A 16,954-nucleotide genomic window follows, 5' to 3' on the forward strand; every position below is an offset into this window, starting at 1 on the left:
CGATTGGCAAAGTCTTTCTCTGTCTGTTACGTTTCCCGATTCACTTATCTTCTCGGATGCGCCTTGGCGTACACCTCCCGCACCCGGTTGGCGTTGAGGTTCACATAGATCTGGGTCGTGGAAATATCGGAATGGCCCATCATCTCCTGTACGGCATGCAGATCCGCGCCGTTCTCCACCAGATGCGCCGCAAAGGAGTGGCGGATGGTGTGGGGCGTGATCTCGGAGGTGATCCCGGCTTTTCTGGCATAGCTCTTGATCAGCTTCCAGAAGCCCTGGCGGCTCATGGGGCTGCCGGAGCAGTTGGTAAACAGCGTATCGCTGTCCTGCCCTTTCAGCAAAATACCTCTGGCAGTGTGCAGATACTGCTCCAGTGCTTTTCTGGCTTTCTGGCCAAAGGGGATGATCCGCTCCCGGTCACCGTCCCTGCACACGATATAAGCCAGCTTCATATTGACATCGGACACCTTCATGGAGATCAGCTCTGATACCCGAATGCCCGTGGCATACAGAAGCTCCAGCATGGCCCGGTCCCGGACGTCCTTGGGGTTCTTCCCCGAAGGCTGTGCCAGCAGGCGGTCAATCTCCTCAATGCTTAAGATCTCCGGCATCTTTTTCTCGATCCGGGGCGATTTCAGCGTCTGGGAAATGTCCTCCTTCAGCACCCCCTGCACGAGCAGATAATGGGAAAATGCCTTGATGGAGGCAATGCTTCTGGACACGGTGGACGGGGCAAATCCGTTCTTCTCCATATAAAGGATGTAGGAATTCAGGTTCGTCGCCGTCATCTGATCCGCCCGGTCTACCCCCCTGCTGCTCCAGATACTGTTCCAGCTTGCGCAGATCTCTCTGATATGAAATTTCCGTATTTGCCGACGTCTTTTTCACGTCATGCAGATAAATCATAAATGACTGCAGTTCCTGTTCCATACGCGCCCCCACATTGTTTACGTGTTACAGCCCACCTGCATGAACCGTAACAATTCTAGCCCTATTATAATGTGGTTTTTCCCGAAAAGCAAATGATAATTTTACCCGGAAACCCGCGATTTTCCGGGCTTTTTTTGTAAAAACGCAACATCTTGCCGATGGTATTTTTGCGAATACAATATCTTGTAAAAAATTTATTACAAATTTTACAAAATTTTTACGAGCATACGGACCAGCAGCGGATTTACCCAGGCTTCCAGCGCCAGTCCCATGAAAAACAGCAGAAAAATCCTAACCAACGCCAGTACCTGACTGCCCGATGCCATTCTCCTGCCCCATGTCCGATCAGTGTAAAGTACCCGAGAAAACCAGCTGCCTGCGCCGGCATTTCCCGGCAGGCCTCTCCGATACACCGCATCCCGCGTCACCCCCATCCCGGTGCCCGTTGTTCCCGCCCCGGTTGCCAGCAGAAAATACGCCGCCACATAGAAAATATACTGAGGCAACAGGCCCAACACACCGAAGGCCAGTCCCTCCGCGCCGAATTTCAGGCCCAGCATGGTAAAATAGGTGCCCGCGCAAAATCCAGCCCAGCAGGAAAAGAGCCGCACCGCCAGGGCGCGCACCACCGTAGCCGACAGGGCACACAACACCAGCGCTCCCATTCCCCGCTCCCGCAGCAAAAAAAAAAAAAGCTGCTCCCGGGAGGGCGCCGCATAGTGGTAGCGCTGCAGATAATAGGCGCTTAAGATGCCCGCATATGCCACATATTTTTTCCCATAACACCAGGAAAACGCCATACCGAGCATCACGCCGGGGATGAACAGGGCACACACCCGGTTTCTCCACAGATCTTTTGCATTTTCCTGTATAATACGCAAAAAGCGGCACCTCCCTTCTGTTCTCTATCTTATGAGAGGGGGGCCGCCGCATACCATGTATTCCGGGGCATTTCCAGTCTGTCGGCACAATCCGCACTGTTCTGTGCACTGCCCGCCAGTTCAGGCCTGATATTTTACTTTATACGCCATAATGGCCGCAATGGTCTTGGCATCCTGGATCTCACCGGAGAAGATTTTCTCACACAACGCATCCACCGTGTACTCGCACACGTTGATGAACTCGTCCTCATCCAGATGCTGATGGGATGGTACCAGATCCTTCGCCACATACACGTCAATGAATTCGTTGCAGTAGGCCACCGCCGTTTTCAGCTGAATGAGCAGCTCCAGATGATCTGAACGGAATCCGGTTTCCTCCTCCAGTTCCCGGGCCGCACAGTCATACGTTTTCTCCTCCAGGCTGTCCCTGCCGCCTGCCGGGATCTCCAGCGTATACCGGTCAATGGCGTTGCGGTACTGGCGCACCATGAGGATTGTGCCCCGCTCCGTCACCGGCACCACCGCCGCTGCCCCCTTGTGCCCGATAAAATCCCATTTTGCCACATGGCCCGACGGGGTTCTGACCGAATCCTGATACAGGTCGATGATGGCGCCCCTGTGGATCAGCTTCCGGTCCAGCCGCTCAAACTCTGTTTTCTCTTCCATATATGTATCCTCACTTTCCCGTCCAAATCTCCTGCTTCCACCGGCAGCTGACGCGAAATCTTCTGCCTATCCTGCGGACAGCTGTTCTTATTTTATGGCCTCGCATTTCTCGTAGCAGGCTTCGTTGGCTTTCAGCACCGCATTGCGGAAGCCATACTCCTCCAGTGCTGCCACACCTGCGATGGTGGTGCCCGCCGGGGAGCATACCATGTCCTTGAGCTCGCCGGGGTGCTTGCCTGTCTGCAGCACCATCTCTGCCGCGCCCTTCACCGTCTGGGCAGCAAATTCATACGCCTTATCCCGGGGCAGGCCGTAGCGCACCGCACTGTCTGCCAGCGCCTCGATAAACATGTATACATAGGCCGGGGAACTGCCGCTGGCGCACACCACCGCACTCATGAGCCGTTCCTCCACGTATTCCATCCGGCCAAAGGACTGGAAAAATGCCCGGATCTCCTGTTCCTCTTCCTCCGTAAACAGCCCACGGTCATAGGTCACGCCGGTCATCCCCTCGCCCAGCAGTGCCGGGGTATTGGGCATGGCCCGCACGATCCGCTTGCCGTCGCCCAGCTTTTTCACAAGAGAATCAATGGTGATGCCCGGTGCAATGGAAATGACGATCTGCTCCGGTTTCACCGCGTATTTGATATTTTTCAGCACCGCATCATAATACTGGGGCTTTACCGCCAGCACCACGATCCGTGACTGGTTCGCACACTCCGCATTGCTCTCCACGAAATCCACGCCAGTCTGTTTTTTCACAGTCTCCATGCGCTCCTGATTCACATCGGTAAACAACAGGTCTTCCGGGCGGTACAGCTTCAGAAGTCCCTGTAAAATCGCAAATCCCATGTTGCCCATTCCGATAAATCCAATCTTCGCCATCACAATTCCTCCTTACATTTTCGCCACATAGTATCCCACTTCCCGTCCCAGCGTCTGGGCAATGCTGATGCTCTGCCCCGGCAGGGAAGTGGTGTATTGCACGCCAAACCGCCTGCCGCTGCAGTTGCCGGTGGCATACAGTCCCGGGATCGGTTCAAAATCCCGGTTCAGCACCTGCTGATGCGCATCGATCTCCAACCCGCTGACCGTCACAAGAATCTTCAGCGACTGTCCGCCGGGGCTGTGGCTGTCTTTCACCGTACCGCTGGCGTAAAAAGGCGGTGTCTCCACCGGCTGCATCAGCCGGGCATCTTTTCCGAAATCATCGTCATGCCCCTGATGGCACAGCTGATTGTACCGTTCGACGGTCTGCAGGAAATTGCTCCGATCCCCTTCATCCGCAAACATCAGCGCCGCCAGCTGCTCCAGCGTGTCCGCACAGTAAAGGGGCCGGCTTTCTCCGGCCCGATCCCGGTCAAGAATGACCTTGTTCTTCTGGCCTCTGGCCTTCTCCAGGGCATCCCGGAACCGCCCATATTCCTGTGCATCTGTATAATCCAGCAGCCCGTGACAGGGCGTCTGGAACGTGATCTGCCGCTCAATCTGATCATCAAAAACCGCCCACAGGTTTCCGTTTGGCTGATACGCCCCGGGAAGTGCCGCCAGAATGTGGGTGCCGAACGCCTCATCCGAATAGCGCCTGCCGTGTCGGTTCACCCGCAGCACAGGAGTCGCGCCGATAAGTCCAAACCCGGGGAAGGAATAATTGCCACCCATGGCCGCATGGCTTCTCGGTTCCAGCCTGCCGCCTGCCCACAGCCCCATGCAGATACCGCTGCCGTCCCATCCATGCCCGGTAAAATCACTGCCTTCCTCTGTCAGATCGGCAGCTTCCGCAAGGAGATACCGGCACATATCCGCATTTCTGCTGTAGTCTCCCGCTGCCAGAATCACGCCCTTCGCCGCCCGGTACAGACAGATGCTGCCGTCGGCGCTCCTGCCATACACACCGGTTACCCGCATATTTTCCGCCTGCTCCAGCTGCAGGGCGCGGGTGGAAAAGAAAAATTCCGCCCCGTGTTCCCGGGCCAGCTGCTGACTGGCTTTGACAGCCCTGGTCTGCAGCGCCATTCCCATGTTAGGCGTTCCCGGCCACGCATGAAAACCATTCAACGTCTCCGGCATATGAGGGCTTGGCGGCATCAGCATCGGATGGATCCCATCCTTTTCCTCCTGGGACAGCGGTGCAATCAACCAGTCAAAGGCTTCCCCGCAATGCATCGCGTAGGTTTTGATCAGTGGAAAAAGAGAACGGTTGCCTGTGCGCAGCTGCCAGTCATTCACAAACGTATCCACATCCACCGGCGGGACGCCATGCGCCCTCTGCCACTGGCTGTTGATATGTCCGATCTCGCCGATGCCCAGCACCCACTGCCTGTCCTCCTCCTGCTGTTCCAGCACGATCACACGGGCACCGGCTTCGGCTGCGGCGCGTGCCGCGCACGTCCCGGCATGCCCGGCTCCCACAACCACGATATCTGCCTCGTAAATACCCTTTATTTGATCCGAAGGGATTTTTTCAGGTCTGACAGCCCACGCTTCCTTCATATGCCTCACTCCGTTCCTTCCGCTGCTTTGTAGGATCCCTTCTCCGGGCTTCCGACGATGGCCCGCAGACGGTTGCCGATCCGTTTATAGACCAGATAAGTCAAAAAAGAGGTGATGCCGGAAGAATGAAGCACATGCTTCCCAGAACGTTCATCACCTCGCCCACGTAACCGGTGTCCGTGCCCTGAAACAGGATCTTTAACAGGATCTTGACCACAATAACCCCGCAGCCGCTGACCGGCCCGAGGAAAAATCCCGCAAACAGCGCCGGAAGCTCAGAAATGTCGAACTTCAGAAAGCCCGGCACAAACGGCAGGGAGATGTTCAGCAGCATCAGCACCGCGGAGATTGCTCCCATCATGCCCACAAATACAGTTTCTTTTACAGATGACGTTTTTTCATAATTTTTTCCCTTTCCGGGATAGTATGAATGCCCAATGGCAACAACAGACCATCGGGCATCTTTGCTCTATCCTCTTTCATCCGGACTATACCGTCGGTTACGGAATTGCACCGTATCGTGCCTTTCGGCTTGCGGACTTTACCGCCGGTGGGGAATCACACCCCGCCTCGAAGATCATCGTATTATTTTTTTCTTCTGATCGCATTATAATATGTTTTTCGCTGATTGTAAAGTGTGCACTCGCCTCTGTCCATTTCCTATCAAATCTGGTAAAATAATGCTGTCAGAGTCAAAAGGTCTAAATCCACATGAGCTCGCTCATCAGTGGATGAAAGACCCTGAGACCCGCCCCGATATGAGCATAAAAGTGAGATGGCCATCTCACGATATGCGAATAACGGGCAGAATTGTGCGCGTGCGAAGCACAGAACAATTCGCAGACATAATATATACAAATGGAGGAACCGGCCATGAATCATGCTTTTTTTGCAATGATGTCACGAATGAAATATATTGAGCGCTGGGCGCTGATGCGCAACAGCAAGCAGGAGACCGTCAGTGAGCACGCCCTGCAGGTGGGGATGATCGCCCATGCCCTTGCCGTCATCAGCATCACCCGGTGCGGCAAAACCGTGGATCCGGAGAAGGCGGCCCTGCTGGGCATGTACCACGACGCTTCTGAGATCATCACGGGAGATATGCCCACCCCGGTGAAATATCACAACCATGAGATCCAGGATGCCTTCCAGGCGCTGGAGGAAAAGGCCAACCAGCAGCTGTTATCCATGCTGCCGGAGGATATGCAGCCTTACTACCGCTCCCTTTTTATCCCCACGGAGGAGGATGCCTATGTGCACCGGCTGGTAAAAGCCGCCGACAAGCTGTCCGCCTACATCAAATGCATTGAGGAGGCCAGCGCCGGCAACAGCGAATTTTTCAGTGCCCAGCAGGCCACACGGGCTTCCCTGGAAGCCATGCAGCTGCCGGAGATTCCGATTTTTATCGAAGAATTCTTAAGCCCTTTTGGGAAAAACCTGGACGAACTGCTGCGGGAATGACTTTCTATTCCTCTATCTTTTCGATGCGAAGCCGATACCGCTGTCTCGGTTTTTCCGGCGTTTCCTTCACCAGATTGGTGTTGCGGAACACGCTTAAAACCAGCCCCATGAGCAGGCACATGGACACGATGCCCCAGCCGGCCCGGGAGAAGAAGGGTAGGTATTTGGGCATGATCAGCATAAATCCCATGTGATACAGAAGATAAATAACCGTCTCACTGAAAAACAGGCAGGCGGTGCCGAAGATCAGAAGGGAACCCAGCTGATTTTTCTGCCGGAACGCAACGACAAACATCCGTGCCAGAAGGAACACCAGCAGAGCCACAATGACCAGTCCGGCCACCAGCCCGTATTTTACCATCACGTACAGAAGCCCCTGATCTGCAAAATTCAGATCTCCTGCCGTCAGATTGCCCGTGGCCCCGGCGCCGAACAGCTGTACCCCGGCCAGCAGTTTTCTGGCATACACGGCCTGGTATCCGGTGCTCTCAGAGAACTGCTCCGGGTGAAAGGCTGCCAAGATGCGCTGCTGACGGTAGCCGCTGGACAGCAGTGCTTTCAGCAGAAAACCGCCAAAGATCACCACCTCGGAACCAAGGAGCACCCCCAGGCATTTTCCCCGGCGCTCCCTAAACCACCCCCGGCACACCGCCCAGACGAGCATACAGAAGAACACTGCCGCCAACTCCAGCACGGAAGTCATGCTGCCGGAGAGAATGGCAAGAAAAACCGCTATGGCTGCAATGCCTTCACAGAGCAGGACGCCGCCAGCGCCCCAGCCCTTCATCCGGTACAAAACACCGGCAAACAGCGGCACGAACAGCATCAGCAGCGGATATACAAAGTACTGTCCATTGCGGAAGCTGCCAAACAGCATGCCCTGAGAAACGATTTCCGCGCCGATGAGCACGGTCAATCCGCCCCACATCCACAGACTGTGCTTTCCAACCACTGTATAATCCACAAAATACGCCGCCACCATCACCCCAATGCCGATCTGTGTCTCTATCAACTGCCGCGTAAACCAGGCGCTGCTGCCGGATACCCCATACTGCACCAGCAGACCAAGCAGCAGAAGCACGACTGTCAATGCCATCAGCTTCCAGTCCGGCTTGGGCCGGTACAGATGATCCAACTCCAGCCCCACGGATACCGGATCGCCCATCTGCCGCACCGCTTCCGCCTCGGCGGCCTCCGGCGTCATGCCATCCCGGATATAAGCCTCTGTCTGATCCTCAATGTGGCCGCAAAGCTCTTCCTCTGCCAGCCGTTTCCCCCGGCGATTGCGGATCTGATCCGTCACCTCCTGCAGATATGCCTTCTTATATTCCTGCAAAACCCACACCTCCCTTTCCCAGCACCTGCTCCACGGCGCCGCTGTACTGCCGCCACTCTTCCTGCTTCTGTGTCAGAAACCGCCGTCCGCTTTTTGTCAGGCTGTAATATTTCCGCAGCTTTCCCGCTGCCGCCTGCTCATAAGAGGTGAGATACCCCTTCTCCTCCAGGCCGTGTAACAGCGGATAGAGTGTCCCCGCTTTTAAGTCAAATACATCGTTGGAACGCAGCCGCAGATTCTCGATCATCTCATAGCCGTACATATCCTTTTCCTCCAGCAGCTTCAGCAGCAGCATGGTCGTGCCGCCGGACAAAAGATTTCTGTCAATCGCCATACTTTCGTCTCCTTTCTCTTTTCATATCCCATTCCGATATTCTTGTTTTGTTCTTCTATGTATATCGAAATATTTTATATATAGATCATCTATGTATAATGATATATCGAATATCTATACATGTCAACACGGAAAATCTTACGTATTTCTTAAACAATGCAAAAGGGAAGCCCCTCGCAGACTTCCCTTCCTTACCATTGGTTTCTCTGTATTTTTTTCGCTTATGCTTCCATCCAGACGGTCTGCAGCAATGCCACTGCCTCCCGGATCTCTTCTTCGGTCAAGTTCGCATATCCCATGAGCACCGTGGCCGATCCGCTGCCCTTCATGGGCCGGATGTAATATTCCGACAGGCCGTACACCTTGATGCCCACCCGGGCAGCCTGGCGGATGGCAGTCTTCTCCGTCATATTTCCGGTGAAACGCACCAGCAGATGAACCCCCGCCCGGTCGCCGGACACCTGGCAGATGGGGGACAGCTTTTTCATTTCCTCCATGAGCACATCCCGCTTACTCTTATAAATGGTGCGCATCCGGTTCAGATGCCGCTCGTAATAGCCGCCCCGCAGAAATTCCTCCAAAATGCGCTGGTCGATGCGGGATACGGTGGAGGAAATAAAGCTGCCGTACTGCTCATAGGCTTCCAGCAGCCGCTCCGGCAGCACCATGTAGCTGACCCGGATGGCCGGGGCGATGGATTTGGACAGGGTACCGATATAGATGACCCGCCCCTTGGTATCATTTCCCTGCAGCGCCGGAATGGGTTTTCCCACATACCGGAATTCACTGTCGTAATCGTCCTCAATGATGTACCGGCTGTCCCCGCCGTCGGCCCACTCCAGCAGCTCCATCCGCCGCTTCATGGGCATGACCACGCCCAGCGGATACTGATGGGAAGGCATCACGTAGGCGATCTGGGCCCGGCTTTCCTGCAACTTCTGCACATCCATGCCGCTTTTGTCCATGTTGACCGTCGTCACGCCGAAGCCCATACTCTCAAAAATCCGGTACGCCTGCTTGTAGGTGGGATTTTCCATGGCCACCAGGTAATCGGTGCCCAGAAACCGGGACAGCAGCATGAGCAGGTAGTCGTTTCCCGCGCCGATGATGACCTGCTCCGGGCTGCATTTGACGCCCCGGGACTGGTAAAGATATTCGCACAGCGCTTCCCGGAAGCTTTCGTCTCCCCGGGGATCCCCCAGCTGAAACATCTCTTTTTTGTCATCGATCAGCGTGTTCCTCGTGATCTTTCTCCACGTATTGAATGGAAAATGGGCAAGATCAATGCCGTTGGGGGAAAAATCATACCGATAGCTCTCGGCTTCCTTCTTCGGTTCCTTCACTGGCTGCGCCTGGCCGGAGGGATTGCTCCGGTACAGGGCGTCGATCTCACATACAAAATAGCCCCGGTACGGCGCGGACTCTATGTAGCCTTCAGACAAAAGCTGCTCATAGGCCAGATCCACCGTACTGCGGCTAACCTGTAAAAAGGACGCCAGTGCCCGGGTAGAAGGCAGCTTCTGCCGCGCTTCTATCTTCCCGCACTGGATGTCTCCCTTGATGTAATTGTAAATCTGCTCATAGAGCGGGGTGCGGCTTGTACCGTCCAGCTCCATCGTCAGTTCGTTCATAAACCATTTCTCTCTGTCTTTGTTTCGGTCTTTACTGATTTCCGACAACGCAGCCGGACATCGCATCGAAACCGATTCTTTTCTATTCTGCTTTCGGCAGCTTGAAGGAGCTCTTCAACGATACGATCCGGTTGAACACCGGCGCCTCGGGGGTGGAATCCTTGGCATCCACACAGAAGAAGCCCTGGCGCACAAACTGGAAGCTGTCGTAAGCTTTGGCATCTTTGATGGCAGGCTCGATGTAGCAGTCTTTCAGCACCGTAAGGGAATTGGGGTTCAGGTTCAGACTGCCGTCCTCGTTGTATACACCTTTTTCCTCATCGATGATGTTCTCGTACAGACGCACCTCTGCCTTCACTGCGTAAGGCGCCGGAACCCAGTGGATCGTTCCCTTGACCTTTCTGCCGGTGAAGCCGGAACCGCTCTTGGTCTCCGGATCGTAGGTGCAATGTACCACGGTCACCTTGCCGTTCTCATCCTTCTCGAAGCCGGTACAGGTGACAAAATATGCCTGCATGAGGCGCACCTCATTGCCCGGGAACAGACGGAAATATTTCTTCGGCGGCTCTTCCATGAAGTCCTCCCGGTCAATGTACAGCTCCCGGCAGAAGGGCACGGTTCTGGTGCCCAGCTCTTCATTTTCCAGGTTGTTGATGACGGTCAGCTCCTCCACCTGTCCCTCCGGATAGTTGTCGATGACCAGCTTGATGGGATCCAGCACAGCCATCATACGGGAGCGGGAAAGCTTCAGATCCTCGCGGATGCAGTACTCCAGCATCGCATAGTCCACAGAGCTCTGGCTCTTGCTGATGCCGCACAACTCCACAAACTTCTTGATGGATTCCGGGGTAAACCCGCGGCGGCGCAGGGCAGCGATGGATACCAGACGGGGATCATCCCAGCCGTCCACGATGCCTTCCTCCACCAGCTTCTTGATGTATCGTTTTCCTGTCACCACGTTGGTCAGGTATAATTTTGCAAACTCGATCTGCTTCGGCGGATGGGGGAACTCACACTCTCTCACCACCCAGTCGTACAGCGGCCGGTGATCCTCGAACTCCAGCGTACAGATGGAATGGGTGATGCCCTCAATGGCATCCTCGATGGGATGCGCAAAATCGTACATCGGGTAGATGCACCATTTGTCCCCGGTGTTGTGATGGGTCATATGTGCCACACGGTAAATGACCGGATCTCTCATGTTAATGTTGGGGGAAGCCATGTCGATCTTCGCCCGCAGCACCTTTGTGCCATCAGCGTACTTGCCGTTCTTCATATTTTCAAACAGCTCCAGGTTCTCCTCCACGGAGCGGTCCCGGTACGGGCTGTTCTTACCGGGCTCCTTCAAGGTGCCCCGGTACTCCCGGATCTCCTCGGCGGACAGGTCGCAGACGAAAGCCTTTCCCTTTTTGATGAGCTTTACCGCATACTCATACATCTGGTCAAAATAATCGGATGCGAAAAACAGACGATCCTCCCAGTCTGCCCCCAGCCACTGGATGTCCTTCTTGATGGAATCCACGAACTCCACCTTCTCCTTGGTGGGATTGGTATCGTCAAAACGCATGTTGAACTTGCCATGGTACTCCTCGGCCAGGCCATAATTCAGAAGAATGGACTTGGCATGTCCGATATGAAGATAGCCGTTGGGCTCCGGCGGAAAACGGGTATGCACGGTGTCATACACGCCCTCTGCCAGATCCTTGTCAATGATCTGCTCTATAAAATTTCTGGAAACTGTTTCTTTTTCCATCATGTTCCTCCTCATTTTTCACTCTGCGATATCATTCCTGTTTTCTGTCATTTCATCTATTCTTTTGCTGAAAAAACAATTCTGCCTTATATCCATACCAAGCTGCCGGATGTCAGACAGCACCTGTGGCCATTCCTGCTTCTGATCCCTATTTCTTCTTGCCCAGCACCTTCACCTGCACAAGGTCTACGATACATCCGCCCAGACCACCGATGATGGCACCGATGAGTGATCCGATAATAGCTCTGGAATATACGGTTCCGACAAAAGCACCGACAGCTGCACCGAAGATCACACCGGACAGCATGGGAGAAATCTTCCGCTTCGTGGAAGTCTCATCCACCACTTCCTCTTTTCTTCTGATACGCTTCTGCCGCGGCTGGCTTCTCTGCATTGTCTTTACATAATTGCTTCTGCCTCTGGAACTTCTCGCAGACTTCTTACTATTGCCCATTTTTTCATCCTCCAATGTATAACGATAATTACTATTATAGGAAAAAAAGAAAAGGAACGCAATCCTTTTCTTTTCCGACCTCTTATTTTCTGTATGCCGTCATCCTGTTATCGTCTTTTACGTGATCTCTTCCATCACATGATAAAGATCCATATCCAGCCCCTTCTTCATCTGCAGGGCTTCCTGGATATCGAAATCCACGATCTTTCCTCCCTGCATGGCCACTACCCGGTTGCCGATGCCATCTTTTAACAGATGTACCGCATAGTTGCCCATCTGACTGGCCATCACGCGATCCCGCAGGGACGGGCTGCCGCCCCGCTGCACATGGCCGAGAATGGAGGAACGGGTGTCAATGCCCGTGAGATTCTGGATATCTCTGGCCATCTTTTCCGTCTCTCCCACGCCCTCGGATACCACAATGATGAAATGGTGCTTGCCGCACTCCATGGCATGGAAGATCCGCGCACAGATCTCGTTGATGTCCATGGGGGTCTCCTCCGTCACAATGGCAACTGCGCCGCAGGCAATGCCGGTATTCAGCGCCATATGTCCGGCATGGCGTCCCATGACCTCCACGACCGTGCAGCGATGATGGGACTGGGACGTATCGTTGAGCCGGTCCACCAGATCCACCACCGTATTCATGGCCGTATCATAGCCAATGGTGGATTCCGTGCAGGCGATATCATTGTCGATGGTGCCCGGAATGCCGATGCAGGGCAGGCCCAGCTCCGACAGATACCTGGCGCCGTTATAGGAGCCGTCTCCGCCGATGACGATCAGGCCGTCTATGCCGGCTTCCACTGCATTTTTGTACGCCTGTTCCCGGTATTTTGCCTCGTAAAATTCCTTACATCTGGCGGTAAACAGGATCGTCCCGCCTTTTTTCAGGATATTGGACACGGACGTAAATTCCATGATCCGGAAATTTTTCTCCAGAAGGCCGTTATATCCCCGGACAACACCCATGGGAATGATATCATTGTGAAGGGCTGTCCGCACCACGCTGCGGATCGCCACATTCATCCCCGGCGCGTCGCCGCCGCTGGTCAGTACACCGATACATTTTTTTCCATCAATCATACGTAGCACCTCATTTTGGTTTATTTTCTTATATTTCCTGTAAAAACCGTTCCACGACAACGGCCACGCCGTCTGCATCGTTGGTCCCGGTAATCTCATCCGCCACATCTTTTACCGCATCCTGGGCATTCCCCATGGCCACGCCCAGACCGGCATAGGCGATCATGGAGCAATCATTGAACCCGTCACCGAAGGCTGCGGTATCATCCGCCCGTTTTCCCAGATAGGTGTTCAGCCGGTCCAGGGACTGGGCCTTGTCGATGCCCTTGGGCACCACCTCCAGGAAATAGGGCTCCGACCGGAAAATACAGCACTCCGCGCCCAGCAGCTCCTTCAGCCGCTGCTCCACCGTCACCATGTGATCCCCGTCGCCCACGATCAGGCATTTCGTCACCGGGAAATCCACATAGGCGCCAAAATCTTCCACCTGTTTCACCGGCATCCGATTCACAAATGCTTCCTTCTGCACATAAACGTCCGCCGGGGTCTCGGTGATGATCTGCTCTCCCTCGTAGGTCAATATGGCAACGCCCTGTTCTTTTGCAAACCGGGCCAGAATGGCCGGCAGCTTTTCCCGCAGTTTTTTCTGATAAATGATGTTCTGCGTTTTGCAGTCGATCATATTGCCGCCGTTGAAGGACAGGATATACCCGCCGTACACGTCCAGCTGTAATTCCTTTGCAATGGGCCATACCCCGTAGGTTGGCCGCCCGGAGGCCAGCACCACCGTGCCGCCCGCTTCCATATAACGGAACAGCGCCTGTCTTGTCCGATCTGTCACCCGTTTTTTCCGAATTGGTCAGTGTCCCGTCCAGATCCAGCACCACTGTCGAATATTTCATTGTTCTCATCCTGCCTGTTGTTCTTTTTTGTCTCTGCGTCTCGTGATGGCATCCACCAGCACCGCGATGGCGCCGTCACCGGTCACGTTGCAGGCCGTTCCGAAGCTGTCCTGGGCCAGGTACAGGGCGATCATAAGAGAACACAGGCTCTCGTCAAAGCCCAGCATCGTGCTTAAAAGTCCCAGCGCCGCCATCACCGCACCGCCCGGCACGCCCGGTGCTGCCACCATGGTCACGCCCAGCATGAGGATGAATGGCAGATAGATACTGAGAAATCCGTGTTCCAGGCCGAAGATCATGCACACCGCCAGGGAACAGCTGGTCAACGTGATGGTGGAACCCGCCAGATGAATGGTAGCACACAGCGGGATCACGAAATCCGCGATTTTATTCTGTACGTTGTTTTTCTTCGTACAATCCAGCGTCACCGGAATGGTAGCTGCGGAAGACTGGGTACCGATGGCCGTCGCATAGGCAGGCAGCATATTTTTGATCAGAGAAAAGGGATTCTTCCCCGCATAGGTGCCCGCCAGAAGATACTGCACAAGGATCATGCAGAGCTGCAGCACGATGACCACAGCAAATACCTTGATAAATACGCCCAGCACCGAGAAAACAGTTCCGGCAAAGGCCATATCCGCAAACACACCGCACACGTAAATGGGCAGCAGCGGAATGATGATCCCGGAAATCACACCGGAGACGATCTTCTGAAACTCATCGAACACCTTTTTTCAGGCCATCGGCTTTGCACACCGCAATGCCTAAGCCCATGACAAAGGAAAACACCAGCGCAGACATGACTTCCATGATGGCCGGCATCTCCACCTTCACATAAGGCGCTGCGGAAATGCTCTCCGCCGTCAGCATGTCGAAGGTATCTTTGCTCAGATTCAGCAGACTGGGAAACAGCGCCGTATCCACGGTATAGGCCACCGTTCCTGCGATGATGGTGGAACAGTAGGCGATGCCTGCCGTCAGTGCCAGCAGCTTTCCCGCGCCGATGCCCAGATCCGCGATGCCCGGCACGATAAAACCGATGATGATCAGCGGGATCATAAAACTCAGAAAATTACCAAAAATATTGTTAAAGGTTGCCAGCAGGCGCACGATGCCCTCCGGCAGGAAGGATCCAATCAGGATACCTGCGGCAATGGCGATGACCAGCCGCGGCAAAAGCCCCAGTTTCTTCTTTTTCACAGTGTTTTTCCTCTTCATTCCTCTTTTTTCGTATACCGTATTTTTGCAGAACCCGATACCTTTGCATACAGTACAAAATTCCTGCAATTTCTACCTTGCTGTATTTTAGTAGTAAAGTTTCCCTTCTTCCAGAAGCGTCAGCTTTCCGTCCTTCGCTTCCACGACAGCCACTTCACAGTTCTCCATGTGCCGCTCTCCCCAGAAACGGCTCACATCCCCGCCAAAGCAAAGCTGATTGAGCATGCCATGAATTGCGCCGCCGTGGGATACCACCAGCACGCACTTGTCCGCATATTCCTGCCGGTGTGCCAGATCATTCAGGAAATCCTGCGTCCGGGCGCACACCTCATAGAACGTCTCGCCGCCCTCCGGCGCTTCATACTGATCCGGATGGTTCAGAAACACATCACAGTACACCGGATCCTTCACCAGATACTTCGGGTTCACGACGCTCAACCCCTCATAGACGCCAAAACACATCTCGATGATCCGTGCATCCTCGTACACCGGAATGTGCCGGTCCCGGATGAGAAGCTCTGCTGTCTGTCTTGTCCGGGTCAGAGGACTGACAAAGGCCGCTGCAAAGGGCACGTCTTTCAGCGCCTCCCCGGTGATCTTCGCTTCCTCGATCCCCGTCTCATTCAGCGGGATGTCCGATCTGCCCTGCAGGCGTCTCGGGCCGTTCCAGTCTGTCTCCCCGTGGCGGACAATATATATCTTCATGTTTGCTTTCTCCTGTTATTTTTTCTGTATACTCTTTCTTATTATAGCCATCATTTCGGTATTGCGCAAGATTTCGATGCTATTTACCGCTGAATCTGCGCCCCAACACCCTTCATGAGCTGTTCTACCTCTGCCGCGCTCACCCGGTTGAAATCTCCGGGAATGCCAAGCTTCAGGCAGGAAGCTGCTGTGGCAAATTCCAGTGCTGCATCCAGATCCTTCTCATAATGGGACAGACCATACACCAGACCGCCGAAGAAGCTGTCGCCGCCGCCGACCCGATCCACGATATCCAGGATCTCATACCGTCTGGACACATGCATGGTTTTTTCCGTCGTACAGGCAGGCAGACCAGCCGTTTCGCTCCGCGCTCATGGATTCCCGCATGGTGTTCACCACCAGCTTCAGGTTCGGATATGCCGCCATCAGCGCTGCATCCAGCTTCTCAAACCGCTGCACCTTCGTGTCTGTCTCTGACAGCTCCACCGGAATGCCCAGTCTTGTGCGGACATCGTCCTCACCGATGCTCAGCACATCCACACAGGTCAGCAGCTGGGACATGGTTTTCTTCACATCGGCGCCCTCATATTTCCACAGGCTGTTCCGGTAGTTGAAATCACAGGACACCGTCAGCCCCATCTCCTTCGCTGTGTGTACCGCCGCCAGGCTCAGCTCCATGGCAGTCCGGCTGATGGCCGGGGTGATGCCGGAAATGTGGAACCAGTCTCTGCCCGCCAGCACAGTCTTCCAGTCTACGGATGCCGGATCTGCCAGGGAAATGGCAGAATATGCCCGATCATACACGACACGGCTGGGGATCTGGTTGGAACCGGCCTCCAGGAAATACAGGCCCATCCGTCCCTCACCCCGCTGAATTTTCCGGGTATCCACCCCAAATTTCCGCAGCTCCCGCACGCAGGCATCCGCGATGGTGTTGTCCGGCAGAATCGTAAAATATTCCACATCCACGCCGTAGTTTGCCAGTGATACGGCCACGTTGGCCTCGCCGCCGCCAAAGGTGGCCTCCAGGCTGCCGCTCTGGAACAGTCTTTCGTGCCAAGGTGCCCGCAGCCGCAGCATAATTTCTCCAAATGTCAGTACTTTCATCGTTTTCTCCCCTTATCTTCCTTCTTTATATATTTATCAATGATTTATTATGAAATT

16 protein-coding genes, 2 pseudogenes and 1 riboswitch are annotated in these 16,954 nt (G+C 54.5%); of the genes and pseudogenes, 1 reads left to right on the forward strand and 17 read right to left on the reverse strand.

The window, feature by feature from the left end:
- Nucleotides 1-44 precede the first annotated feature (44 nt).
- From xerD to RJD28_12520, 6 genes and pseudogenes are all read right to left on the reverse strand, one after another.
- Nucleotides 45-930 (reverse strand): annotated as a pseudogene (xerD, locus tag RJD28_12495) (site-specific tyrosine recombinase XerD).
- Nucleotides 931-1,136: 206 nt separating this feature from the next.
- Complete coding sequence (locus tag RJD28_12500; GenBank protein ID WNV57104.1) at nt 1,137-1,811, reverse strand: stage II sporulation protein M; 675 nt, start codon at nt 1,809-1,811, stop codon at nt 1,137-1,139.
- 120 nt (nt 1,812-1,931) lie between these two features.
- Complete coding sequence (locus RJD28_12505; protein WNV57105.1) at nt 1,932-2,477, reverse strand: NUDIX hydrolase; 546 nt, start codon at nt 2,475-2,477, stop codon at nt 1,932-1,934.
- Nucleotides 2,478-2,564: 87 nt separating this feature from the next.
- Complete coding sequence (gene proC / locus RJD28_12510) at nt 2,565-3,362, reverse strand: pyrroline-5-carboxylate reductase (protein ID WNV57106.1); 798 nt, start codon at nt 3,360-3,362, stop codon at nt 2,565-2,567.
- A 12-nt stretch (nt 3,363-3,374) separates the two neighbouring features.
- Nucleotides 3,375-4,970 (reverse strand): FAD-dependent oxidoreductase, encoded by a 1,596-nt coding sequence (locus RJD28_12515; protein WNV57107.1) that lies wholly within the window; start codon nt 4,968-4,970, stop codon nt 3,375-3,377.
- A 100-nt stretch (nt 4,971-5,070) separates the two neighbouring features.
- Nucleotides 5,071-5,331: an ECF transporter S component gene (locus tag RJD28_12520; GenBank protein ID WNV59620.1), complete on the reverse strand. Its 261-nt coding sequence runs from the start codon at nt 5,329-5,331 to the stop codon at nt 5,071-5,073.
- Between the two features lie 106 nt (nt 5,332-5,437).
- Nucleotides 5,438-5,552, reverse strand: a riboswitch (FMN riboswitch).
- Between the two features lie 291 nt (nt 5,553-5,843).
- On the opposite strand from RJD28_12520, the gene yfbR reads away from it, so the two are divergent.
- A complete protein-coding gene (gene yfbR / locus RJD28_12525) occupies nt 5,844-6,431 on the forward strand; it encodes a 5'-deoxynucleotidase (protein WNV57108.1) in 588 nt (195 codons plus the stop codon).
- A gap of 4 nt (nt 6,432-6,435) precedes the next feature.
- On the opposite strand, the gene RJD28_12530 is transcribed toward yfbR, so the two are convergent.
- From RJD28_12530 to RJD28_12580, 11 genes and pseudogenes are all read right to left on the reverse strand, one after another.
- A complete protein-coding gene (locus RJD28_12530; protein ID WNV57109.1) occupies nt 6,436-7,767 on the reverse strand; it encodes a permease prefix domain 1-containing protein in 1,332 nt (443 codons plus the stop codon).
- Nucleotides 7,754-8,101: a PadR family transcriptional regulator gene (locus RJD28_12535; GenBank protein WNV57110.1), complete on the reverse strand. Its 348-nt coding sequence runs from the start codon at nt 8,099-8,101 to the stop codon at nt 7,754-7,756. Before RJD28_12535 ends, RJD28_12530 begins: the two co-directional genes overlap by 14 nt.
- A gap of 221 nt (nt 8,102-8,322) precedes the next feature.
- On the reverse strand, nt 8,323-9,732 hold the full coding sequence (locus tag RJD28_12540; protein WNV57111.1) for a PLP-dependent aminotransferase family protein: 1,410 nt from the start codon (nt 9,730-9,732) through the stop codon (nt 8,323-8,325).
- An 82-nt stretch (nt 9,733-9,814) separates the two neighbouring features.
- A complete protein-coding gene (locus RJD28_12545) occupies nt 9,815-11,485 on the reverse strand; it encodes a glutamine--tRNA ligase/YqeY domain fusion protein (protein WNV59621.1) in 1,671 nt (556 codons plus the stop codon).
- Between the two features lie 148 nt (nt 11,486-11,633).
- Complete coding sequence (locus tag RJD28_12550) at nt 11,634-11,939, reverse strand: hypothetical protein (protein ID WNV57112.1); 306 nt, start codon at nt 11,937-11,939, stop codon at nt 11,634-11,636.
- Nucleotides 11,940-12,056: 117 nt separating this feature from the next.
- Nucleotides 12,057-13,025: a 6-phosphofructokinase gene (gene pfkA / locus RJD28_12555; GenBank protein WNV57113.1), complete on the reverse strand. Its 969-nt coding sequence runs from the start codon at nt 13,023-13,025 to the stop codon at nt 12,057-12,059.
- Nucleotides 13,026-13,053: 28 nt separating this feature from the next.
- On the reverse strand, nt 13,054-13,806 hold the full coding sequence (locus tag RJD28_12560) for a Cof-type HAD-IIB family hydrolase (GenBank protein ID WNV57114.1): 753 nt from the start codon (nt 13,804-13,806) through the stop codon (nt 13,054-13,056).
- A gap of 66 nt (nt 13,807-13,872) precedes the next feature.
- Nucleotides 13,873-15,085, reverse strand: a pseudogene (locus tag RJD28_12565) (dicarboxylate/amino acid:cation symporter).
- 87 nt (nt 15,086-15,172) lie between these two features.
- Nucleotides 15,173-15,790: a histidine phosphatase family protein gene (locus RJD28_12570; GenBank protein ID WNV57115.1), complete on the reverse strand. Its 618-nt coding sequence runs from the start codon at nt 15,788-15,790 to the stop codon at nt 15,173-15,175.
- A gap of 83 nt (nt 15,791-15,873) precedes the next feature.
- Nucleotides 15,874-16,113, reverse strand: a complete 240-nt coding sequence (locus RJD28_12575; GenBank protein ID WNV57116.1) for a carbohydrate kinase family protein — start codon at nt 16,111-16,113, stop codon at nt 15,874-15,876.
- On the reverse strand, nt 16,091-16,897 hold the full coding sequence (locus RJD28_12580; GenBank protein WNV57117.1) for a sugar kinase: 807 nt from the start codon (nt 16,895-16,897) through the stop codon (nt 16,091-16,093). The genes RJD28_12575 and RJD28_12580 overlap by 23 nt, the downstream gene beginning before the upstream one ends.
- Between the last annotated feature and the right edge of the window lie 57 nt (nt 16,898-16,954).

It is taken from the genome of Oscillospiraceae bacterium NTUH-002-81 (genome assembly GCA_032620915.1).
GTDB lineage: Bacteria > Bacillota > Clostridia > Lachnospirales > Lachnospiraceae > JAGTTR01.